We start from the raw sequence: 22,732 nt of genomic DNA, 5'->3' as shown, positions 1-22,732 counted from the left end.
CTGCACAATAGCGGGTTAATAGCTTTGGAATATAAAAAGCAGTTAAATCAAATAAGTTATGTTTAACAAACATTTCTTAAATTGATTCAACTGCTTTTTATTTTTTACTTTATTTTTTGTTGCCTGTTTTTTCTTTTCTACTTTATTTTTTGTAACCTGCTTTTTTGCTAACTGCTTTTTTCTTACTTTTTATTTTCATTCCTTGATTTAGGATTTTATTTTTTCTTTTTTGCCGCCTTCTTTTCTTTGTCTAAAATAGGTTGGAATCGTTCAACTTCTTTTGCAATAACGTTGCTCATTACAAGAAGACAAATCAGGTTAGGTATTGCCATTAAGGCATTTGCTATATCCGAGAAATTCCATACAACCTGTAATGTTGTAGTTGCCCCCACAAATACAACTAACGAGAAAATAATTCTGTACGCCATATTATATTTGTGTGTTCCAAATATGTACTCAAAAGCCTTTTCTCCATGATACTCCCAACCTAAAATTGTTGAAAATGCAAAAAGGGCGATTCCTATGGTTACAAGTATGGCTCCAACTTCACCTAAAGCCGATTTGAAAGCCAAAATTGTAAGAGCTGCACCCTGTACTAATTTCCCGTCATCTCCAACAGTTCCAAGAACTCCTGATGACGCAATACAAAGACCTGTAATTGTACAAACTACAATTGTGTCCCAAAATGTACCTGTCATGTTAATGTAACCCTGACGAACAGGATCATCTGTTGTTGCTGCGGAAGCTGTTATGGCTGCTGAACCCATTCCTGCTTCATTTGAAAATACACCTCTTGCAACACCATATCTCATTGCATTCATTACGCCCGCAGTAATCACGCCGGCTCCACCACCTGCTACAGCCTGTGAGCTAAATGCCATTTTAAATATCATTACAATACCTGATGGCAGGTTCTGTATATTCATAACAACAACAATTAAACCTGCAATTATGTAAAAAATAGCCATCAAAGGCACTACAACTGAAGATACCTTTGAGATAGTCTTAATACCACCTACAATAATTACTAATGCTAAAACTGTTAAAACCACACCTACTATTTTCTCATCAAAATTAAATGTACTCTTTAATGATTCTGAAATTGAATTTGCCTGTGTCATGTTTCCAATACCGAAAGATGCTACAACCGCAAACACTGCAAATAACATTCCTAGAAAAGCCCCTATTTTTTTGTTTTTGAAGCCTTTCTTCATGGTGTACATTGGACCACCTGACATTTCTCCCTTTTCATTAACCTCTCGATACTTTATGGCTAACATACATTCACTGAATTTTGATGTTAAGCCAAAGCATGCTGAAATCCACATCCACACTAAAGCTCCCGGACCACCTGATACCATGGCTGTGGCAACACCTACAATGTTACCTGTTCCTATTGTTGCCGCAAGAGCCGTTGTTAGCGCTGAAAAAGGGGATACATCGCCTTCACCTCTCTTGGTTGTTCTTGCCTCTTTACTTAATGTGCTTTTGATGGCAAAGCCAAGATTTTTCCATGGTCTGAATTTTAATCTTATTGTAAGAAAAATTCCTGTTCCAACAAGTAGCACCAACATCACCGGCCCCCAAACAAAATCATCCACTTTCACAAGTGTGTCTGAAATCCAGTTACCAACACTTTTCCAATCCATAATTTTTTCCTCCTACTTTTTATTTTTACAAATTCCAACTCCATATTTTATTAATACAAATTTGAAATTTACAGTTACCATTTTAATCACTATAAAAAAAGAAAAGAGTTACTTAAAAAAGTAACTCTAAAGATTCGTAATCATAATCAATTTGAAACTCTCCCCATATCTAATGTATGCCTTGCCTCCATTAGATATAACCTTGGGTTCTCTAGAGATTCCTCCACCTTTAGTTTCGCCATTGATTAAAAGATTTCATAGGATATTTATTTTTTATTTAAGTTATTTAAAAACTCTGTAATATGTTCCCTGTCGGGTTTTGATTTTACCAATACTACAGCTATTAAAATAATAAGTAATACTGTAACGATACCGCATAGAACCATATTATCTTTTTGCATATTATATAACGAAAATCCAAATCTTACAACTATAAGTATTGCCGCCACTATTACTAAAGTATACAAATAAAAGCCATAAGTAAACTTTCCTGTTAGCGTGCTACCTTTATCGTTATCGGAAATTTTTCCCTTGAAGATAACAGGAACAAGCCCTTCGCCCTGCTTTTTCCCGTCATCTCCTAAAGATATTTCTAACTTTATAGCCGAATGTTTTTTATCCTGCTGCACTACTTTTATATTGTTCTTTTTTCCTTTGGACTTCATTACTTTAACAGTGCTTTCACTGTTTCGGTTATAGTTAAAATCCACAATCTGTCTCCTATTATTGCCTGTTAGTTTTAAATTTTAAAGAATATTATTAAAAATATTTCCATTTAAAGCTTTAAAAATACATCTCTAAGTAAATTCATTATCTGCTACATTTAAATAATAAGTCTTCCCATCTTCTATCAACTTCCTTCTGGAATTTCTCAATAAGATGTTCATTTTCAGGCTTAAATAAATGTTTGAATCTGCCCTGTGGTCTCAAGAAGTCTTCAATTGGAAGTCTGTTCTTTGGTTCATAGTTAAGAATCCACTTGCCGTCTACAACTTCATATAAAGGCCAATAATTTGTTTCTACAGCTAATCTGCAGATTTCCATAATATCATCTTTCTGATATTTCCAACCTGTTGGACATGGTGCACATACATTTAAGAATGCAGGACCCTCTGTATAAATAGCTCTTTCAGCTTTTGTATGAAGATCCTTAAAGCCTTTGAAATATGTAGTCTGTGCAGCATATGGAACATCATGTGCTGCGATAATTGCTGCTAAATCTTTTCTGTACTGTTCCTTACCATTACACTGACTACCAACAGGTGTAGTTGTTGTATCAGCGTACATTGGTGTAGCTGATGAACGCTGTGTACCTGTATTCATATAAGCACCGTTGTCATAACAAACGTATGTATAATTTGTACCACGTTCCATTGCTCCTGATAATGACTGAATACCTATATCATAAGTACCACCATCGCCACCAAAGCAGATAAACTTATAATCATCTTTTAACTTGCCTTTTCTTTTCATCGCCTTGTATGCACCTTCAACACCACTCATTGTTGAACTTGCATTTTCAAAAGCACTATGAATGTAACTGTCTTCCCATGCTACATATGGATACTGGAATGATGATACATTTAAGCATCCTGTTGCACATCCTATAACTGCCTTGTCGCCTTCATGAAGCCCACGAAGTACATTTCTTGCACAAATTGTTGCTCCACAACCGGCACACATTCTGTGACCTGGAGCAAAACGTTCAGGCTTATTCATTGTTTCTTTAAAATTGTAACCCATTATTTTGCCTCCTTATCTCTAAGTCCCATATATCTGTATGTAGGACCGGTCTCACCTGTTTTTGCAATTTCTTCAAGAGTATCATAAACACCTCTCATATCGCCTACAGTAACATCTCTACCACCAATACCATACATAATATTGATAGCTTTTGCAGTACAGCCATTTGTGTACATAGCCTGCATTGTTTCAGCACCTACAGGACCACCGTTTGTTGAAAATGATTCACATCTGTCCATAACTGCAACTGCTTTACACTTCTTAAGTGATGTTGCAATTTCTTCTCCTGGGAATGGTCTAAATGATCTTATTTTTATAATTCCAACCTTTTTGCCAGCCTCTCTCATTTCATCTACAGCTTCCTTTGCTGTACCTGCTGCTGAACCAATAATAACCATTGCATATTCAGCATCATCCATTTTATATTCTTCAATCAAGCCATACTTACGACCTGAAATTTTTTCAAAATCTTTTGCTACATCTAAAATAACCTGTTTTGCATTTTCCATTGCGTGAGCCTGTGCTTTTCTTGATTCCATATAGTAATCAGACACAGCATAAGGTCCAACTGCAAATTTTTCTTCAGGATTTAAAAGATAATCAACAGGTTCTCTTTCGCCAACAAATTCTTTTACAGTCATGTCGTCTAAAATTTCCATGTTCATAACTGCGTGGCTTGTAATAAATCCATCCTGACAAATCATAATTGGAAGCATAACATCTTTATTTTCAGCGATGTTAAATGCCATAACCATGTTGTCGTAAGCTTCCTGATTATCTTCTGCATATAACTGAATCCAGCCTGAATCTCTTGCACCCATTGTATCCGAATGGTCGCAGTTAATGTTCAACGGTCCTGTTAAGGCTCTACAAACTGCTGCTAAAGCAACAGGTAATCTACTTGATGCTGCAACTCCTAAAACTTCCCACATAAATGCAAGACCAGCTGATGATGTAGCAGTTAAAGCTCTTGCTCCTGCTGCTGAGGCTCCCATTGCCGCACTCATTGAACTATGTTCAGATTCTACAGTAATAAACTCTGTGTCAACTAAACCATTTGATACATAGTTTGAAAAATACTGAGGAATTTCAGTTGATGGTGTAATAGGGAATGCCGGAAAAACATCAGGATTAATCTGTCTAAGTGCTGTTGCTACAGCTTCATTTCCTGATAAAAATACTTTCTTATGCATACTATTTCACCTCCATCTTAATTGCATTAAATGGACATGCCTTCACGCATATTCCACAACCCTTGCAATGATCTAAATCTATTGCCTGTCTCTTATAATCCTTTACAGGAATACAGCTGTCCGGACAAACCGGTACACATAAAAGACATTGTTTACATTTTTCTTCGTCAATTACAGGTGCTACACTTGTCCAATCTCCTGTAATAAACTCTCTTGTTGTGCCTGAACCGACAATTGTGTTACCTCTTGTAACATCCTGCCAGGCAACGTCCTGACCTAATTTTGTTATATCTGTCTTTGCCATTATTTAACCTCCCTTAAAGCTGTTCTAAGTGCTTCCATGTTTCCTTTGATTACTTCAGGCTTCTTGGCAAATTTGTGCTTAAATGAGCCTTCCATTTCGTTAAGGAATGTTTCATCTTCAATAACTCCTGTAACTTTTACAATTGCAGCAAGCATTGGTGTGTTAGGGAAGTTCTTTCCTAAAGTATCCATAGCGATTTTCTTTGCATCTACTGTGTATACTTTTCCTTTGTAACCTTTTAAGTGTGGAATAATCTCGTCTTTACTTCTTGATGTATTAATAAGTATTGCTCCATCTTCTCTTAATCCGGCAGTAACATCAACGATTTCTAATAAAGTTTCGTCAACAACTACTACATACTGTGGATCATAAATGTTTGAATGTACGCGAATTGGGTGGTCACTGATTCTGTCGTAAGCAGTGATTGGAGCTCCCATTCTTTCAGGTCCATATTCTGGAAATCCCTGTGCATTTTTTCCTGTTTTGAAAGCCACTTCTGCTAAAAGAAGGGCTGCTGTTTTGGCACCCTGACCGCCTCGGCCATGCCATCTGATTTCAAGAGTATCTTTCATATTTGTTATTCCTTCTTTACTATTTTTTCGTGTTAATGCATTAAAGTGCATTAATATTAATTATAAGTCAAAGATTTTGTAGTTTCAATAAGAGATTTAGGGAAATATAGAATATTTTGTTTATTTTCTCTGATGATTGTTGGTTAATTAAATGTGAAAATAAAAATACCTTAAAAACAGAGCTATATCTGCTTTAAAGGTATTTTTGTTTTATGTAGTCATGTTATTAAATTTCCTGCATGTCATCGCGAAACAATGCCATTATGTTAGACATTCTGGCATCCATAAATTCTTCATCATCTAAATCTACAGGTCTTACAACCAATTTTTCATAAAGATATTCAATTCCGCCTCTTGCATACGAATTAAACAAATCCATATTTTTTGTATACTGATATTCAGTTTTCGGACTTGTGTCAAAAGCTTCTCTTACTTTTTCTTCTGCCAATGAATCTGCCTTAATTATTGCATAGTCAGCCTTTAACCACTCGTTATGTATGTTAGTCAGGCTTACATTATCTCTAAACAAATTTTCAAAATAGTCATATACCATATCAACTGCAATTAAATCTTCACGTCCTTCTTCAATGGCAGTGATAACTGTTCCTTTTTCCTCGTTTGCAATAAACGTAAAAATACTTCTCTCGTTCTGTGCAACTTTTTCGCTTATGTTAAGGAGACTGTAGGCTGTTAAAGGAAGCATCGGAAAACAACCCTCTGCTACAATTTCCTTATAGTCTTTTTCGGTAAACATACCTTCAAAACATGGTATTTTGTATGACTTTTCTATAATTTCATTATTTACATCATTGTTGTAAATAAAATCTTTAAAACTTTCATCAGTCTTGTTAATTGCGTGCTTTATTATTTCAAATTATTCTGTGCCGATACAAGGAATCTGAGTTCCTTTAAACGCCCCTCAACACCTGTAAAGGCGTTAATCATTTCACTTGGCAAGGCACTTCCGTATTCTTTTATGCTTTTGTTAGCAGAAACAAATTTGTCCATGTATTGATTAAAACTGTCATAAGAAATTGCATCAGCAAACTTTTCATATTGTTCTCTGACCTTATCTGCATTTTTTTCTTTTAAATCTTTTACGGAAAATTTAATTCGTTCCCCATCTATTAAATATTTATTACCTGCACAATTCCACACTGATGAATTGTCGTATGTTCCTATTTCTTTATCCAATAATATTTCCAGTAAAAGTCTTTCTTCAGGAAATACTGGTCTTATATCTGTTGTAATTCTTCTTCCTTTGTCACCACAACACTCGCATATTTTGTCATACAATGGAACTTTGCAGTTTTCACACCAGTATATATCTGATTTTTCAAGTTCTGTTCTATCCCCACAAACCGGACAAACACTACTCTTTGTTCTAATGTTGTCTTTCGTGCATATATATTTAAGCAATATTTCTTCCCCTGTTTTTATAATGTTATTTAAACGATTCCGGTGACACATTCAAATAAGAACATAATTCCAAAAATTCCGATGCTGTAAAAACCACATCGGTCTTAGATAATTTAAAGCCACTAACTCCCGTGTCTTTTGAAATCTGTTCTATTGAAATATTATTCTGTTTTATGTATTCAACTAATTTTTCCGAAACATTATCTTTCTTTTTCATTTATGCCACCATCTGTGTTCTATTAAAAAATAAATGCTCCTATCGTCGCGCTTATTTTTCTGCTCTTTTTATAGATTTTATTTTTCTTTTTGCTTCGCAAAAAAAGCACTTCATTCTTCCAAAAATAAAATTAAGGTATGAGGTAAAAATAAATGCTCCTATCGTCGCGCTTATTTTTCTGCTCATACCTTATTATATTCTCTGTAGTCGAGAATTTCAATCTTTTGTTTCTCGTTTCAAAAAAATAGTTTGACGTAGTTATACGCATCATTTATTATAAGGAAAGAGGTGTTTTTTATAATGAAAAATGAAAATATTGCAAAGGTGCTTAAAGCGTACCGAAGAAGAAACAACTTAACAGTTCACCAGGTTTCTATTTTACTTGAAAACCAAAATATTAAGGCTGCCGACAAAACTATATATGGCTGGGAAAGTGGTCAGACGCAGCCTAATGCTGATACTTTGCTTACGTTGTGCGACATATATAATATTCACAACATTTTAGGAACTTTTGGTTATAATCGTGATTTAAATTTTAATATAACAAAGCATGAGGAAGAACTGGTTAAGCAATACAGACGCAATCCTAAATTGCAAAAAGCTGTAGACAAATTGTTAGATATTGAGTAATTGTTTTTCTTTTAATCCGAGAATTTCAATGGGAAGATTTTAATCTGAATATACATCTTAATGCAAGATTTTCAATATTAAGATTTTAATGTGAATATAAAAATCTCAATATAGGTATTTTAGCAACAGAATATAAACATTTAAAAGAATTAAAACAACGTTTTAGTTCTTTTTTTTCGGCATATTGTGTAAATGGTGTTATAATATTTCTACAACGATTTTTCATATACACTATTCTTATAGTATTTATTTTCAAAATTTTTTATTATACTTGGAAAGGAAATTTTTATCATGAAACGAATAGATTTTGAGAATGGTTCTGTTACAGGAAATATTTTAGGTGCTGCATTACCTATGCTTGTGGCTCAGGTTTTAAGCCTCCTTTACAACATTGTTGACAGAATATATATTGCAAGAATTCCACATGTGGGAACTACAGCTCTTGGTGCTGTTGGACTTTGTTTTCCAATTGTTGTAATTATAACTGCATTTAGCAATCTTTTTGGAAGTGGCGGTGCACCTCTTTTTTCTATTAAACGTGGCATGGGTGACGCAGAGAGAGCTAGAACTATTATGAATACCTCTTTTTCAATGCTATGTGTTAGTGCCTTTTTTATTATGACTCTTGGCATGGTTTTCGCAAAACCTCTATTAGTTATTTTTGGTGCTTCAGAAATCGCCCTAAAATATGCTTATCCATATATGATGATTTATCTTATTGGTACTTTACCATCAATGATTTCAACAGGTATGAATCCTTTTATTAATGCCCAAGGTTATGCCACTACCGGTATGTTGTCAGTTGCCGTTGGTGCTATATCCAACTTAATATTAGATCCTATTTTTATATTCGTTTTTGACATGGGTATTAAAGGTGCTGCCATTGCAACTGTGATTTCACAGATTTTCTCTGCTTTATTTGTATTTTATTTTCTTGAGAAAAAAGCTGAACTTAAAGTTAGATTTTTAAAAAGAAATGAATTTAGAAACTCCATTGACTACGCAAAAAACATCATCAGTCTTGGTACAGCAGGTTTTATTATGCAATTAACCAACAGTCTTGTTTCTATTTGTTGCAATCATGTGTTGTCAATTGTTGGTGGAGACGTTTACATTTCCGTTATGACAATTGTGTCAAGTCTCCGTCAGATGATTGAAACACCTATTTATGCAATTAATGAGGGAACTTCTCCTATTATTAGTTATAATTATGGTGCAAAAAGACCAAAGCGTGTCAAAAAAGCCGGTGCTGTTTTAATGACTCTTGTAATTGCATACACAATTGTTTTATGGAGTGTTATTATCATTGCACCCAAATATCTGATACTTTTATTTACATCAGACACTAATTTAATGGCAGATGCAATACCTGCTTTAAAAATGTATTTTGCTGCATTTATTTTTATGGATTTACAATATATAGGTCAGACAATATTTAAGTCTCTTAACAAAAAGAAACAGGCGATCTTCTTTTCTTTATTAAGGAAAGTCATTATCGTAGTTCCTTTAACTTACATACTTCCTTTTATGATGAAGCTTGGTCCACAGGGTGTTTTCATTGCGGAGCCAATCTCCAACGTAATCGGCGGTAGCATCTGTTTCACAACAATGCTACTTACAGTATTACCTGAACTGAAAAAAATGGAAGCCAATTAATTTTGACTTCCATTTTTAAATTTATATTTAATGCTATATTATTTATATATATCTCTCTAATTCTATATGCATATCTATTTTATTTGTTTTTATAAATTCTTATACTATTTTTACTCTTGTTTAGCCTTTACCTTTTTCATTTCTGACTTATGCATTCTTCTTGCCAAATAAACAAAAGGTGTATCAAGTAAACTTGTCGCAATAAAAATAACATAACTTGATATTACAATATTAATAATAGTTTTAACGCTATGTATTCCCCAGAAGGCAGCCAAATTAAATAATAAGTTATTTAAAAACTGAGAAATTAATGTTGAACCATTGTTTCTTAACCAAAGAAATTTGTACCTTGAGCCAAATTTCTTTTCAGTCCAATCCCACCATTTGTGATATGCCCACACATCAAATTCCTGTACAATTGCGTATACAAGCATGCTGGCAATCATTAATCTTGGTGTATTTGAGAATATTGTTTTCATTGCAGGCATTGCAAAATCTGATTTTGCAGGTGTGTAAAGTAACCACCACTGTGACAAAACTACAAAAAGTATTGATGTAGCTATACCTATATGTACTGCTGTTTTTGCTTCTTTCTTTCCATATATTTCACTGATAATATCAGTTACAAGGAAAGTTGATGCAAATAGTACATTTCCCAAAGTCATTTCCATTCCAAATGCAATAATTACAATTAAAACTTAAAGATTTGCTGCAATTGTTGCTATTGATGTAAAACAATATAAGCCCTGTTTCCCAAACACCTTTAAAAAAATTAGTGTGCTTCCATAAATAATTAAAACTGAAAGTAATAATAAAACTTCATTAGACATAATACTTATCCTCCTCTTTTTTGTAATTTACAGCTATAGCATTAATTTCTCTGCTAGCCGGTATAATGTCTTTATTTTTTCTGCGATTTCATCTTTTACGTATTTGCAATTGATTTTTCACAGTAAAAAACTAATTTGTTTTTTTCTTTCTCAACTATATCTACTCTTTGTTCTCTCCCACTCCGAAATCAGTGTTATTTAACAAAATATCCACTCTTTTATTATCCTTATACTTAGGACCTTTCTCCTCAATTCCTTTAACCAATACATTTTCCCTTAAATTATAGTCAAAGGTTTCAAGACCTAATTTAATAATGCTTTCTACACCAAGGTCCTCGAAACTTTTCTTAAAATCCTTAACATCATCTTTATGCATGTAATGACATTCAAAATGAATTGTTTTAATATTTTTCTCTAAACAAATCTTCTTTATTAAAGAAATTGTCTTTTCATCTAAATCAACAAAACTACCTGAATTAATAACTTCTAATTCATTATAAAGTCCTGTAACCTGCTCTAAAGCTTCTTTGTTAATCTTGTAGTTTGCTTCAATATCCAAACTGCTGTCTAAATGATAATCGCAAAATCTGCACTTACGCCATTTGCAGCCATCACCTACCAACATAACAATCTCTCTTGGGATATTCTACGCACCGAGCGCGTGTCCGTTCGCAACATTTTTCCTATTGCGCGAGTGTACATCTATAGTGGAACTTTTTCCTTTCCCACGAGTGCGCATCTATAGTGGAACTTTTTTTGTTTAATAATAAATTCTGAGAGAATTTCTTATTACAGAAAAAAAGAGCGCCACTAGGGCACTCTTTTTAAACCACATATGTGATTGTTTCCCTAGTTTTTTTTATAGACAGGATGGTTTCGAACTGTCTTATTTAATTAGTGTGAGATTATAATTTTCTACTATTCTTCTGTAACTTCAATTGTTTCAGAAACTTCTAATGTTTCATTTCCTTCTGCATCTTCAGAAACAGCTAAAACTTCTTCATCTTCTGAAACTGATAACACTTCTTCATCTTCAGGAACCTGATTCTTATCAGTGCTTAATTTTACTGAACGATATCTTTCAATACCTGTACCGGCTGGAATTAACTTACCAATAAGTACGTTTTCCTTAATACCAACAAGTGGATCAACCTTACCACTAATAGCAGCTTCTGTAAGAACTCTTGTTGTTTCCTGGAATGAAGCAGCTGACAAGAATGAATTTGTAGCAAGTGAAGCCTTTGTGATACCAAGCATAATCTGTGTACCTGTTGCTGGTTCCTTGCCCTGTGCTTCAAGTTCTTCGTTTACTTCATTGAAGTTAAGAACTTCAACAGTTGTTCCAGGTAAGAATTCTGAATCTCCTGCTGTATCAACCTTAATCTTCTTAAGCATCTGACGTACAATAACTTCAACGTGCTTATCGTTGATTTCTACACCTTGTAAACGGTAAACTCTCTGTACTTCACGAATCATGTAATCCTGTACTGCACGAAGTCCCTTAATCTTTAAGAGATCGTGTGGGTTGATACTACCTTCTGTAAGTTCATCACCTGCTTCAAGCATTGTACCATCAAGGATCTTAATTCTTGAACCATAAGGAATAAGATATGCCTTTGATTCTCCTGTTTCTTCGTTTGTTACAACAACTTCACGTTTCTTTCTTGTTTCTTTAATTTCAGCTCTACCACCGAACTCAGCAATAATTGCAAGTCCCTTTGGTTTTCTAGCTTCAAATAATTCTTCTACTCTAGGAAGACCCTGTGTAATATCATCACCGGCAACACCACCAGAGTGGAATGTTCTCATAGTAAGCTGTGTACCAGGTTCACCGATTGACTGAGCAGCAATAATACCAACTGCTTCACCAACCTGTACTCTCTGGCCTGTAGCCATGTTTGCACCATAACATTTAGCACAAACACCTACATGTGACTTACATGTAAGAATTGTTCTAATCTTAACTTTATCAACACCTGTAGCAATAATAGCTGCTGCTCTCTTAGGTGTAATCATATGATTTGCTTTAACAATTACATTTCCATCTGCATCATACATTGTTTCTGCTGCAGTTCTGCCTGTAATTCTTTCTTCAAGGCTTTCGATAACTTCGCTACCGTCCATTAATGACTCAATTTCCATATATGGAATTGCCTTGCCTTCACAACAATCAACATCACGAATAATTAAATCCTGTGATACGTCTACAAGTCTTCTTGTAAGGTATCCTGAATCGGCTGTTCTTAAGGCTGTATCTGACATACCCTTTCTAGCACCATGGGCTGAAATAAAGTATTCCAATACGTCAAGTCCTTCACGGAAGTTTGACTTAATAGGAAGTTCGATAGTCTTACCTGTTGTATCAGCCATCAAACCACGCATACCGGCAAGCTGTTTAATCTGCTTGTCAGAACCACGGGCTCCTGAGTCGGCCATCATAAAGATGTTGTTGTATTTATCAAGCCCACCAAGAAGGGCTGTTGTAATCTGGTTATCGGCTTCCTGCCATGTTTCGATTACTTCTTTGTATCTTTCCTCATCTGTTAAGAAACCTCTGCGGAAATGCTTTGTAATCTTATCTACTGTCTTTTCAGCTTCTGCTAAGATAGTCTTCTTAGCTTCAGGTACTGTCATATCTGAAATAGATACTGTCATGGCTGCTCTTGTTGAGAACTTGTAACCCATAGCCTTGATGTTATCAAGAACTTCTGCAGTCTTTGTAGCACCATGATTGTTGATTACTTTTTCAAGAATCTGCTTTAAGCCTTTCTTTCCTACGTGGAAATCAACTTCGAACTTAAGGTAATCTTCATCAGTTTCTCTCTTAACAAAGCCTAAATCCTGTGGAAGAATTTCATTGAATAAGCAACGTCCAAGTGTTGTTGAAATAACGCCTTCAACTTCTTCTCCCTTACCGTTAAATACTTTTCTCTTAACTCTAATCTTCTGGTGAAGAGAAATATCACCATTTTCATAAGCCAAAATAGCCTGGTTTTCATCACTAAAGTAATGTCCTAAAACGTCAATAGGTTCACATACTACAATTCTGTCTCCAGCGTCATATCTGATATAATCATGTGTACCTAACTTACCTGCATCTAATGCTTCCTTAATTTCTTCTTCTGAACCGTAAAGCTTATCACCTGCCTGGGCAACGATTTCTTCATCCCTAGAATGATCAACCATCTTATCCATTGTTAAATAGTAAATTCCAAGTACCATATCCTGTGAAGGAACTGCTACAGGAGCACCATCTGATGGTTTCAACAAGTTGTTAGGTGAAAGAAGTAAGAATCTACATTCTGCCTGTGCTTCTACTGAAAGTGGAAGATGGACAGCCATCTGGTCACCATCAAAGTCGGCATTGAAGGCTGTACATACTAATGGATGTAACTTAATAGCTCTACCTTCTACTAATACAGGTTCGAACGCCTGAATACCTAATCTATGAAGTGTAGGAGCTCTGTTTAACATAACAGGATGTTCTTTAATTACTTCTTCAAGTACATCCCAAACTTCTGTCTGAAGTCTTTCTACCATCTTCTTAGCAGCCTTAATGTTATGTGCTGTACCCTGTTCTACTAATTCTTTCATAACGAATGGCTTGAATAATTCGATAGCCATTTCTTTTGGAAGACCACACTGGTAAATCTTAAGTTCAGGTCCTACTACGATAACCGAACGTCCTGAATAGTCAACACGCTTACCAAGTAAGTTCTGACGGAAACGTCCCTGCTTACCTTTAAGCATATCTGAAAGTGACTTAAGAGGTCTGTTACCAGGTCCTGTAACCGCTCTACCACGTCTACCATTATCAATTAAAGCATCAACAGCTTCCTGAAGCATTCTCTTTTCATTTCTGATAATAATTTCAGGTGCGCCTAACTCAAGAATTCTCTTAAGACGGTTGTTTCTGTTGATAATTCTTCTGTATAAGTCATTTAAGTCAGATGTAGCAAATCTACCACCCTCTAACTGAACCATAGGTCTGATATCTGGAGGAATTACAGGAATTACATCCATAATCATCCATTCAGGCTTGTTTCCTGAGCTTCTAAATGCCTCAAACACTTCAAGTCTCTTAACAATCTTAGCCTTCTTCTGACCTGTAGCTTCAAATAATTCAGCTTTTAATTCTTCAGCTTCTTTTTCAACATCGATGCTCTGAAGCAATTCTTTAACTGCTTCAGCACCCATGCCTACTCTAAACTTTCCACCAAATTCTTCATAAGCTTCTCTATATTCTTTTTCTGATAAAACCTGCTTATATTCTAATGTTGTATCCATTGGATCAAGCACTATATATGAAGCAAAGTATAATACCTTCTCTAAAATTCTTGGTGAAATGTCAAGGATAAGTCCCATTCTTGAAGGGATTCCTTTAAAGTACCAAATATGTGATACAGGAGTTGCCAAAACAACACAACCCATACGTTCACGACGAACGCTTGATTTTGTCACTTCAACACCACATCTATCGCAGACTACACCTTTATATCTGATTTTCTTATATTTACCACAATGACATTCCCAGTCCTTATTAGGTCCGAAAATCTTTTCACAGAATAAACCGTCCTTTTCAGGCTTTAATGTTCTGTAGTTAATTGTTTCCGGTTTTGTTACTTCGCCTAAAACTTCTTTGTCGCCTACTTTTCTAGTAGCCCACTTTCTGATTGTTTCCGGTGAAGCAAGACCGATTTTAATTTTATCGAATGCAAGCTGTTCACTTACGTTTACATCTGCCATGATCAAATCTCCCTTCTATTAATTTTCCTGACCATCTTCAAATACTGTTCCATCAGCATTAACTGTCTGAAGTTCTTCTCCAACAAATTCCTGTGTATGATATCCAGCCTTAGCAAAATCCTGGCTGTCTTCTTTATTCTGACTATAATTCTTGCTGTCGTTATTTAAGATAGCATTAAAGCTTGTTTCACCATAATCAATGCTTTCTTTTAATTCAACAACATTATTATCTTTGTCTAATACGTTAATATCAAGTGCTAATGCCTGAAGTTCTTTTACAAGTACCTTGAATGATTCAGGAACACCCGGCTGAGGGATGTTTTCACCCTTAATAATTGCTTCGTAAGTCTTAACACGTCCTACAACGTCATCTGACTTAAATGTTAAGATTTCCTGTAATGTATATGATGCACCGTAAGCTTCAAGTGCCCAAACTTCCATTTCACCGAATCTCTGTCCACCGAACTGAGCTTTACCACCAAGTGGCTGCTGAGTTACTAATGAGTAAGGACCAGTTGAACGAGCATGAATCTTATCATCTACTAAGTGGTGAAGTTTCAAGTAATGCATGAAACCGATTGTTACAGGGTTATCGAAATATTCACCTGTTCTACCGTCTCTAAGTCTAACTTTACCATCTCTAGCAATTGGAACGCCCTTCCATTCTTCTCTATGATCAAGGTGTTCTTCTAAATACTGCATAACTTCCGGTTTTAATACGTCTTTGTACTTAGCAACAAAGTCTTCCCATTCTGTATTTGCATAATCGTTTGCAAGTTCAAGAGTATCCATAATGTCATACTCGTCTGCACCGTCAAATACAGGAGTTGCAATGTTAAATCCTAATACTTTAGCTGCAAGGCTTAAGTGGATTTCCAATACCTGTCCAATGTTCATACGTGAAGGTACACCTAATGGGTTAAGTACAATATCAAGTGGTCTACCATTTGGTAAGAATGGCATATCTTCAACTGGTAATACTCTTGAAACTACACCCTTGTTACCATGACGACCAGCCATCTTATCACCTACAGAGATTTTTCTCTTCTGTGCAATATAAATACGAACTGATTCGTTTACGCCTGGAGCTAATTCGTCTCCGTTTTCTCTCTTGAATACCTTAGCATCAACAACGATACCTGTTTCACCATGAGGAACCTTAAGTGATGTATCTCTTACTTCTCTTGCTTTTTCTCCGAAAATAGCTCTAAGTAATCTTTCTTCTGGTGTAAGTTCTGTTTCACCCTTTGGTGTAACCTTACCAACAAGAATATCACCTGCTCTTACTTCAGCACCAATTCTAATGATACCTCTTTCATCAAGGTCTTTTCTTGCTTCATCACCAACACCTGGTACATCATTTGTGATTTCTTCAGGTCCAAGTTTTGTATCTCTTGCTTCTGTTTCGTATTCTTCTATATGAATTGATGTATAAACATCATCCTGAACTAATCTTTCACTAAGAAGTACAGCATCTTCGTAGTTATAACCTTCCCATGTCATGAAACCAATAAGTGGGTTCTTACCAAGAGCGATTTCACCGTTTGATGTTGAAGCACCGTCAGCGATAACTTCGCCTGCTTCTACATGGTCACCCTTGAAAACAATGTTTCTGTGGTTATAGCAGTTACTCTGGTTACTTCTTGCAAATTTTGTTAAGTGGTATGATTCTTTTTCTCCATTATCATCATACTTAATAACAATTTCTCTTGCTGTTGACTTTTCAATTACACCTGCACGTTTTGCAACAATACAAACACCTGAGTCAACGGCTGCCTTTCCTTCCATACCTGTACCAACTACAGGAGCTTCTGTAGTGATAAGTGGAACTGCCTGACGCTGCATGTTTGATCCCATGAGGGCACGGTTAGCATCATCGTTCTGTAAGAAAGGAATCATTGATGTAGCTACAGAGAATACCATTCTAGGAGAAACGTCCATAAGGTCAATTCTCTTCTTGTCAAACTGTGATGTTTCTTCTCTGAAACGACCTGATACGTTCTTATTAATGAAGTAGCCGTTTTCATCTAATGGTTCGTTAGCCTGTGCTACTGTATATGCATCCTCTTCATCTGCTGTAATATATACAACTTCATCTGTAACTCTTGGGTTTTCAGGATCTGACTTATCAACAACTCTGTAAGGAGCTTCAATAAATCCATACTCATTTAATCTTGCGAAAGATGCAAATGAGTTAATAAGACCGATGTTAGGTCCTTCAGGTGTCTCGATAGGACACATTCTTCCGTAGTGAGTATAGTGAACGTCTCGAACCTCGAATCCGGCACGATCTCTTGAAAGACCACCAGGTCCTAACGCTGATAAACGTCTCTTATGTGTCAACTCACCAAGTGGGTTATTCTGATCCATGAACTGTGACAACTGTGAACTTCCGAAGAATTCCTTAACAGCTGCAGTTACAGGTTTAATGTTAATTAATGTCTGTGGAGAAACTCCTTCAAGATCCTGTGTTGTCATTCTTTCACGAACAACTCTTTCCATTCTTGAAAGACCAATTCTGTACTGGTTCTGAAGTAATTCACCTACAGCACGAATACGTCTGTTTCCTAAGTGGTCAATGTCATCAACACTTCCGATACCGTATTCAATGTTTAATAAGTAGTTAATTGATGCAAGGATATCTTCCTTTGTTATATGCTTTGGAACTAATTCGTGAGCATTTCTCTTAATAGCATCCTTTAACTCTTCTTCTGTTTCATTTTCTGCTAAAATTTCAGCAAGTACAGGATAGTAAACATTTTCTAAAATTCCTAATTCCTTGCAATCAAAATCAACATAAGCGTTAATGTCAACAGCCATGTTTGATAATACTTTTTCATTCTTAACGTCTGTCTGAATCATTACTGATGGAACAGCTGCATTCTGAATGTCTGTAGCAAGTTCTTTTGTTACTTTAGTTCCAGCTTCTGCTAAAACTTCACCTGTTGTTGTATTAATAACATCTTCTGCTAAAAACTGACCAACAATTCTGCTCTGGAAAGCAAGTTTCTTGTTGTATTTATATCTACCTACTCTGGCAAGATCATATCTTCTTGCATCAAAGAACATACCTGAAATAATAGCTTCAGCACTATCAACACTAAGTGGTTCACCTGGACGAATCTTCTTATATAATTCTAAAAGACCACTTTCGTAATCATCACTTGAATCCTTTTCAAAAGTAGCAAGAAGTTTTTCTTCTTCACCAAATAAATCAATAATTTCTGCATTTGTTCCAATACCTAATGCTCTAATAAGAACTGTTACAGGAACTTTTCTTGTTCTATCTACACGTACATAGAAAACATCATTAGAATCTGTTTCGTATTCTAACCATGCACCACGGTTAGGAATTACCTGTGATGTATATAATTCCTTACCTACCTTATCGTGTCCAATAACATAGTATATACCCGGTGAACGAACTAACTGGCTGACAATTACACGTTCTGCACCATTGATTACAAATGTACCTGTTGCAGTCATAAGTGGTAAATCACCCATGAAAATATCATGTTCTGTAAATTCACCTGTTTCCTTGTTGTGGAGTCTTACTTTTACCTTTAAAGGTGCGGCATAAGTTGCGTCTCTTTCTTTACACTCTTCAATAGTGTACTTTTTATCTTCTTCACATAATTTGAAGTCAATAAATTCAAGACTTAAGTTTTGGGCATAATCCTCAATAGGGGATATATCATCCAATACTTCTTTTAGACCTGTAGTAAGAAACCATTCATATGAATCTCTTTGAACTTCAATAAGATTTGGCATTTCAAGAACTTCTTTTGATCTTGAATAGCTCATACGAATACCTTTTCCTGCCTTAACAGGAGTGATTCTGTTCTTCTCCATCGACGTTACTCTCCTTGTCTTAATATAATTAAAAATTTTGTTGCTATCACTTAATTTTATTAGTTCTTTGGTTTTTATGTAAACCAAAATGCTCTCATTTGGGCGCAATACGCCCTTTAATGCATAGCATATTTGAATTTACCATTTTTTTCTTAAAAAGTCAAGACTTTATTTTTTTGACTTCCCTAAAAATCGCAAATTAAAATTTGCAAAAATTATCATTTTACTCAAAGGTATCTATTTTATGTGAGGGATTACTCCCAAGCTTGACAAAGAGCCTCTTTTATACGTAAAAAGGGAACCGGATATTCTCCGATTCCCTTAAATTCTCTTTTTTATCAGATTAGTTTATAACTACTTAAGAGTTACAACTGCTCCAACTTCTTCTAACTGGCTCTTAAGTGCTTCAGCTTCTTCCTTAGAAACACCTTCCTTAACTACCTTAGGAGCTCCGTCAACTACTTCCTTAGCTTCCTTAAGTCCTAAACCAGTTGCATCCTTAACTGCCTTGATAACCTTAACCTTCTGATCACCAACTTCTGTTAATTCAACGTCGAATTCTGTCTTTTCTTCAGCTGCTCCGCCTTCTGCACCTGCTGCTGCAACTACAACACCTGCTGCTGCTGATACACCAAATTCTTCTTCACATGCCTTTACAAGGTCATTTAATTCTAATACTGTTAAACCTTTAATTACTTCAATGATTTCTTCTGTTGTCATTGTAAATTCCTCCTAATTATTCTAATTTTATTGAATGTTCATAAACTTATGTCCATTTTTTAATTGTTTCTTAATTTCTATGCTGCTTCTTCGTCTTTTTCAGCAATCTGCTTAATAACACGAGCGAAGTTTGTAATTGGTGACTGCATAGAACCAAGTAATTTTGAGAGAAGTACTTCTCTTGATGGGATAGATGCAATCTGAGCAATTCCTGCCTGATCATAGTAAACACCGTCTACTACACCACCCTTGATTTCTAAAGCTTCAGCTGTCTTAGCGAATTTTGCTAATACTCTAGCTACTGCTGTAGCATCATCTTTACATACTGCAATAGCAGTAGGTCCTTCAAGATGCTGAGCTAAATCTGCAAATTCAGTATCCTTAATTGCAAAATTAATCATTGTGTTCTTGTATACTTTGTATACAACACCAGCTTCTCTTAACTGCTTACGAAGTTCTGTATCTTCAGCAACAGTTAATCCACGATAATCAACTACAACTGCTGTAGCTGCGCCATTAAGTAATTCTGAGATTTCTTCAACGATAGGTTGCTTTAACTCTACTTTTGCCATGAATGTTTTCCTCCTTATTTATTTTAGGTCGTCAACTTCATTGCACGAATTTATATTTCTTATAATATAAGAAACCTCTCTGCCTAAAGACAGAGAGGTATAAAGTCTTGTTTGTTAACTTAATCCCTCGGTAGGCGACAATCATTCTCGCACTTACATTCGTAGCTGATAAATCAGCGACAAATACCTACTGTCTTCGGCAATTGGTTTTCAACCACTTGTGCATATTAGCACAATATTATTTTATTGTCAACTAAGTTTACAATATTTTGTCAGTGCGCATTAGAAACACTTTCTAATGCAATTAGGCAAAATCTAATTAAGCATTAGCACTTGTAAGCTTTGTTGGGTTAACCTTTACTCCAGGTCCCATTGTTGATGTAAGTGTAACAGTCTTAAGGTAAGCACCCTTAACTGCTGCAGGCTTAACTTTAATGATAGCATCCATTAATGCGTTGAAGTTTTCTGTAAGCTGTTCTTCTGTAAATGAAGCCTTACCAACTGGAACGTGAATAATGTTAGCCTTATCAAGTCTGTATTCAATCTTACCAGCTTTGATTTCTTCAATAGCCTTTGTTACATCCATTGTTACTGTACCTGCTTTTGGGTTAGGCATTAAGCCCTTAGGTCCAAGTACACGACCAAGTCTACCAACAACACCCATCATGTCAGGTGTAGCTACAACTACGTCAAAGTCGAACCAACCTTCGTTCTGGATCTTTGGAATTAATTCTTCGCCACCTACGAAATCAGCTCCTGCTGCTTCTGCTTCATCAGCCTTAGCACCTTTAGCGAAAACTAAAACCTTAACAGTTTTACCTGTTCCGTTAGGTAATACTACAGCACCACGAATCTGCTGATCTGCATGACGTCCGTCACAACCTGTTCTGATGTGGCATTCTATTGTTTCATCAAATTTTGCAACTGCACTTTTCTTTACTAAAGAAATTGCTTCTTCTGTATCATACTGAGCAGCTCTATCAATAGTCTTTGCTGCATCAATATACTTCTTACCTCTCTTCATTTAAACCTCCTCGTGGTAATAACGGATATACCTCCCACGTTTTTTCAATTCTTTTTTCGATTAAATTATTGCCTTTAGTCGATTAGTCTTCAACCTTAATTCCCATGCTTCTAGCAGTTCCTGCGATCATGCTCATAGCTGATTCAATGTTTGCAGCGTTAAGATCCTGCATCTTTGTTTCAGCAATCTGCTGTAAGTCTGCTTTAGAAATTGTAGCAACCTGTTCTTTTAATGAATTGCCTGCACCTTTTTGGATTTTGCAAGCCTTCTTTAATAAAACTGCTGCAGGTGGAGTCTTTGTTACAAAACTAAAACTCTTGTCCTGATATACAGTGATAACTACAGGAATAATCATTCCAGGCTGATCAGCTGTTCTTGCGTTGAAGTCCTTTGTGAACTGAACGATGTTTAATCCCCACTGTCCAAGTGCTGGACCAACTGGTGGAGCTGGTGTTGCTTTGCCAGCTTCGATTTGCAATTTAATGTATCCTTCTACTTTCTTTGCCATCTTTCGGCACCTCCTAAAAATTGTGGTATTATCGGGAACCCCTCCCACTGCTTCACGATGCACCGTGAAACATTCTTCTATAAGTGTAATTATACACTTTCATAAAACCTAAAAGGCTTTATTTCAACTTTTTAACTTCGTTAAAGTTTAACTCTACCGGAGTTTCTCTACCAAACATGTCCACATTAATTGTAACTGTCTGTCTTGTTTCATCAATACGTTTGATTTCTCCGGCTGTTCCGGCCCAAACGCCTGCGATAACATTAACCATTTCTCCCTCTTCAAAATCAACGTTGATTCTTTCGTTAGTTTTGACACCAAGAGTCATCATTTCATCTTCTGTAAGAGGAACTGGCTTTGACCCCGGACCTACGAATCCTGTAACACCTCTGGTATTTCTTACAACATACCATGTGTCATCATTCATAACCATGTTTATAAGCACGTATCCAGGGAAAAGTTTCTTTTCCGAAACTTTCTTTACTCCATTTTTCAATTCTACCACTTCCTGTGTTGGAACTGATACTTCTAATATCTGATCCTGCAATTTTCTATTTTCAATAGATTGCTCGATATTAGTCTTTGCTTTATTTTCATAACCTGAATAAGTATGAACAACATACCAATTTGCCTCTGCCATTTACTCACCTCTTATTTATTCTTATTAACCAATAATTCCATTAAGACCGAACTGTATTAACTGATCGATCAAACCAATAAGAACTCCCATAATAAGAGTGACTATTACAACAACAACAGTCTGTCTTACGATTGATGCTTTTGTTGGCCAGATAATTTTTGAAAATTCAGCTTTTAAACCAGTAAACCAATTTTTTAAGCCTGATTTTTTCTTTGCTTCTGCCATAATTCCACCTCCAATAGACTATTTTGTTTCTTTGTGTAATGTGTGCTTCTGACAGAATTTACAATACTTCTTTGTTTCAACTCTATCTGGATGTGTTTTCTTATCCTTAGTTGTATTATAATTTCTCTGCTTGCATTCTGTACATTCTAATGTAATCTTTGTTCTCATGAGTTTCACCTCCGCTTTATTCTATCCTAAGGGTACTTCTTTGTAATATTTAGCAATAAATTAT

The 22,732-nt window shown here is 35.5% G+C and carries 23 protein-coding genes and 1 other annotated feature; of the genes, 2 read left to right on the top strand and 21 right to left on the bottom strand.

Annotated elements, in window-relative coordinates; genetic code table 11:
• Nucleotides 1–215: 215 nt before the first annotated feature.
• The 9 genes from ACZM4J_RS09405 to ACZM4J_RS09365 all read right to left on the bottom strand — a co-directional run bounded on the left by ACZM4J_RS09405 (nt 216) and on the right by ACZM4J_RS09365 (nt 7,097).
• Nucleotides 216–1,649 (bottom strand): alanine/glycine:cation symporter family protein, encoded by a 1,434-nt coding sequence (locus ACZM4J_RS09405; protein ID WP_302689465.1) that lies wholly within the window; start codon nt 1,647–1,649, stop codon nt 216–218.
• A gap of 266 nt (nt 1,650–1,915) precedes the next feature.
• On the bottom strand, nt 1,916–2,359 hold the full coding sequence (locus ACZM4J_RS09400; RefSeq protein ID WP_302689464.1) for a hypothetical protein: 444 nt from the start codon (nt 2,357–2,359) through the stop codon (nt 1,916–1,918).
• A gap of 100 nt (nt 2,360–2,459) precedes the next feature.
• Nucleotides 2,460–3,392, bottom strand: coding sequence for a thiamine pyrophosphate-dependent enzyme (locus ACZM4J_RS09395; protein ID WP_117998490.1), 933 nt, complete (start codon nt 3,390–3,392; stop codon nt 2,460–2,462).
• The gene (gene porA, locus ACZM4J_RS09390) at nt 3,392–4,585 is read right to left on the bottom strand and encodes a pyruvate ferredoxin oxidoreductase (RefSeq protein ID WP_117998493.1); all 1,194 of its coding nucleotides are present in this window, start codon (nt 4,583–4,585) and stop codon (nt 3,392–3,394) included. The genes ACZM4J_RS09395 and porA overlap by 1 nt, the downstream gene beginning before the upstream one ends.
• Nucleotide 4,586: 1 nt before the next feature.
• A complete protein-coding gene (locus ACZM4J_RS09385) occupies nt 4,587–4,889 on the bottom strand; it encodes a 4Fe-4S binding protein (RefSeq protein ID WP_022165480.1) in 303 nt (100 codons plus the stop codon).
• A complete protein-coding gene (locus ACZM4J_RS09380) occupies nt 4,889–5,461 on the bottom strand; it encodes a 2-oxoacid:acceptor oxidoreductase subunit gamma family protein (protein WP_022165481.1) in 573 nt (190 codons plus the stop codon). Before ACZM4J_RS09380 ends, ACZM4J_RS09385 begins: the two co-directional genes overlap by 1 nt.
• A gap of 226 nt (nt 5,462–5,687) precedes the next feature.
• Nucleotides 5,688–6,215, bottom strand: a complete 528-nt coding sequence (locus ACZM4J_RS09375; RefSeq protein WP_412622999.1) for a hypothetical protein — start codon at nt 6,213–6,215, stop codon at nt 5,688–5,690.
• Nucleotides 6,216–6,325: 110 nt separating this feature from the next.
• The gene (locus ACZM4J_RS09370) at nt 6,326–6,880 is read right to left on the bottom strand and encodes a hypothetical protein (protein WP_489486019.1); all 555 of its coding nucleotides are present in this window, start codon (nt 6,878–6,880) and stop codon (nt 6,326–6,328) included.
• A 25-nt stretch (nt 6,881–6,905) separates the two neighbouring features.
• A complete protein-coding gene (locus ACZM4J_RS09365) occupies nt 6,906–7,097 on the bottom strand; it encodes a helix-turn-helix transcriptional regulator (protein ID WP_022165483.1) in 192 nt (63 codons plus the stop codon).
• A gap of 300 nt (nt 7,098–7,397) precedes the next feature.
• On the opposite strand from ACZM4J_RS09365, the gene ACZM4J_RS09360 reads away from it, so the two are divergent.
• Nucleotides 7,398–7,727 carry a helix-turn-helix domain-containing protein gene (locus ACZM4J_RS09360; protein ID WP_117998502.1) on the top strand — a complete coding sequence of 110 codons (330 nt, stop codon included), beginning with the start codon at nt 7,398–7,400 and terminating at the stop codon, nt 7,725–7,727.
• A gap of 291 nt (nt 7,728–8,018) precedes the next feature.
• Nucleotides 8,019–9,383: an MATE family efflux transporter gene (locus ACZM4J_RS09355; protein WP_489486018.1), complete on the top strand. Its 1,365-nt coding sequence runs from the start codon at nt 8,019–8,021 to the stop codon at nt 9,381–9,383.
• Nucleotides 9,384–9,493: 110 nt separating this feature from the next.
• On the opposite strand, the gene ACZM4J_RS09350 is transcribed toward ACZM4J_RS09355, so the two are convergent.
• The 12 genes from ACZM4J_RS09350 to rpmG all read right to left on the bottom strand — a co-directional run bounded on the left by ACZM4J_RS09350 (nt 9,494) and on the right by rpmG (nt 22,668).
• Nucleotides 9,494–10,069 carry a queuosine precursor transporter gene (locus ACZM4J_RS09350; RefSeq protein WP_489486031.1) on the bottom strand — a complete coding sequence of 192 codons (576 nt, stop codon included), beginning with the start codon at nt 10,067–10,069 and terminating at the stop codon, nt 9,494–9,496.
• A gap of 12 nt (nt 10,070–10,081) precedes the next feature.
• Nucleotides 10,082–10,213 (bottom strand): hypothetical protein, encoded by a 132-nt coding sequence (locus ACZM4J_RS09345; protein WP_489486016.1) that lies wholly within the window; start codon nt 10,211–10,213, stop codon nt 10,082–10,084.
• A 160-nt stretch (nt 10,214–10,373) separates the two neighbouring features.
• Nucleotides 10,374–10,838, bottom strand: coding sequence for a hypothetical protein (locus ACZM4J_RS09340; protein ID WP_489486015.1), 465 nt, complete (start codon nt 10,836–10,838; stop codon nt 10,374–10,376).
• Nucleotides 10,839–11,131: 293 nt separating this feature from the next.
• On the bottom strand, nt 11,132–14,959 hold the full coding sequence (gene rpoC, locus ACZM4J_RS09335; RefSeq protein ID WP_489486013.1) for a DNA-directed RNA polymerase subunit beta': 3,828 nt from the start codon (nt 14,957–14,959) through the stop codon (nt 11,132–11,134).
• A gap of 18 nt (nt 14,960–14,977) precedes the next feature.
• On the bottom strand, nt 14,978–18,811 hold the full coding sequence (rpoB, locus tag ACZM4J_RS09330; protein WP_022165488.1) for a DNA-directed RNA polymerase subunit beta: 3,834 nt from the start codon (nt 18,809–18,811) through the stop codon (nt 14,978–14,980).
• A 354-nt stretch (nt 18,812–19,165) separates the two neighbouring features.
• On the bottom strand, nt 19,166–19,531 hold the full coding sequence (rplL, locus tag ACZM4J_RS09325; protein WP_022165489.1) for a 50S ribosomal protein L7/L12: 366 nt from the start codon (nt 19,529–19,531) through the stop codon (nt 19,166–19,168).
• Between the two features lie 77 nt (nt 19,532–19,608).
• Nucleotides 19,609–20,103, bottom strand: coding sequence for a 50S ribosomal protein L10 (rplJ, locus tag ACZM4J_RS09320; RefSeq protein ID WP_489486012.1), 495 nt, complete (start codon nt 20,101–20,103; stop codon nt 19,609–19,611).
• A 59-nt stretch (nt 20,104–20,162) separates the two neighbouring features.
• Nucleotides 20,163–20,321 (bottom strand) — a sequence feature (ribosomal protein L10 leader region).
• A 101-nt stretch (nt 20,322–20,422) separates the two neighbouring features.
• Nucleotides 20,423–21,127: a 50S ribosomal protein L1 gene (gene rplA, locus ACZM4J_RS09315; RefSeq protein ID WP_022165491.1), complete on the bottom strand. Its 705-nt coding sequence runs from the start codon at nt 21,125–21,127 to the stop codon at nt 20,423–20,425.
• 82 nt (nt 21,128–21,209) lie between these two features.
• Nucleotides 21,210–21,635 carry a 50S ribosomal protein L11 gene (rplK, locus tag ACZM4J_RS09310; protein WP_022165492.1) on the bottom strand — a complete coding sequence of 142 codons (426 nt, stop codon included), beginning with the start codon at nt 21,633–21,635 and terminating at the stop codon, nt 21,210–21,212.
• A gap of 118 nt (nt 21,636–21,753) precedes the next feature.
• Complete coding sequence (gene nusG / locus ACZM4J_RS09305) at nt 21,754–22,275, bottom strand: transcription termination/antitermination protein NusG (RefSeq protein ID WP_489486010.1); 522 nt, start codon at nt 22,273–22,275, stop codon at nt 21,754–21,756.
• A gap of 24 nt (nt 22,276–22,299) precedes the next feature.
• Nucleotides 22,300–22,500, bottom strand: a complete 201-nt coding sequence (gene secE / locus ACZM4J_RS09300; protein ID WP_022165494.1) for a preprotein translocase subunit SecE — start codon at nt 22,498–22,500, stop codon at nt 22,300–22,302.
• 18 nt (nt 22,501–22,518) lie between these two features.
• Entirely contained in the window at nt 22,519–22,668 is a 150-nt protein-coding gene (gene rpmG, locus ACZM4J_RS09295; RefSeq protein WP_022165495.1) for a 50S ribosomal protein L33, read from the bottom strand.
• Nucleotides 22,669–22,732 lie beyond the last annotated feature (64 nt).

Source organism: Eubacterium sp. (assembly GCF_057858645.1).
Note: the sequence above shows the minus strand (reverse complement) of the source record. Positions and strands in the feature narration are given on the sequence as shown.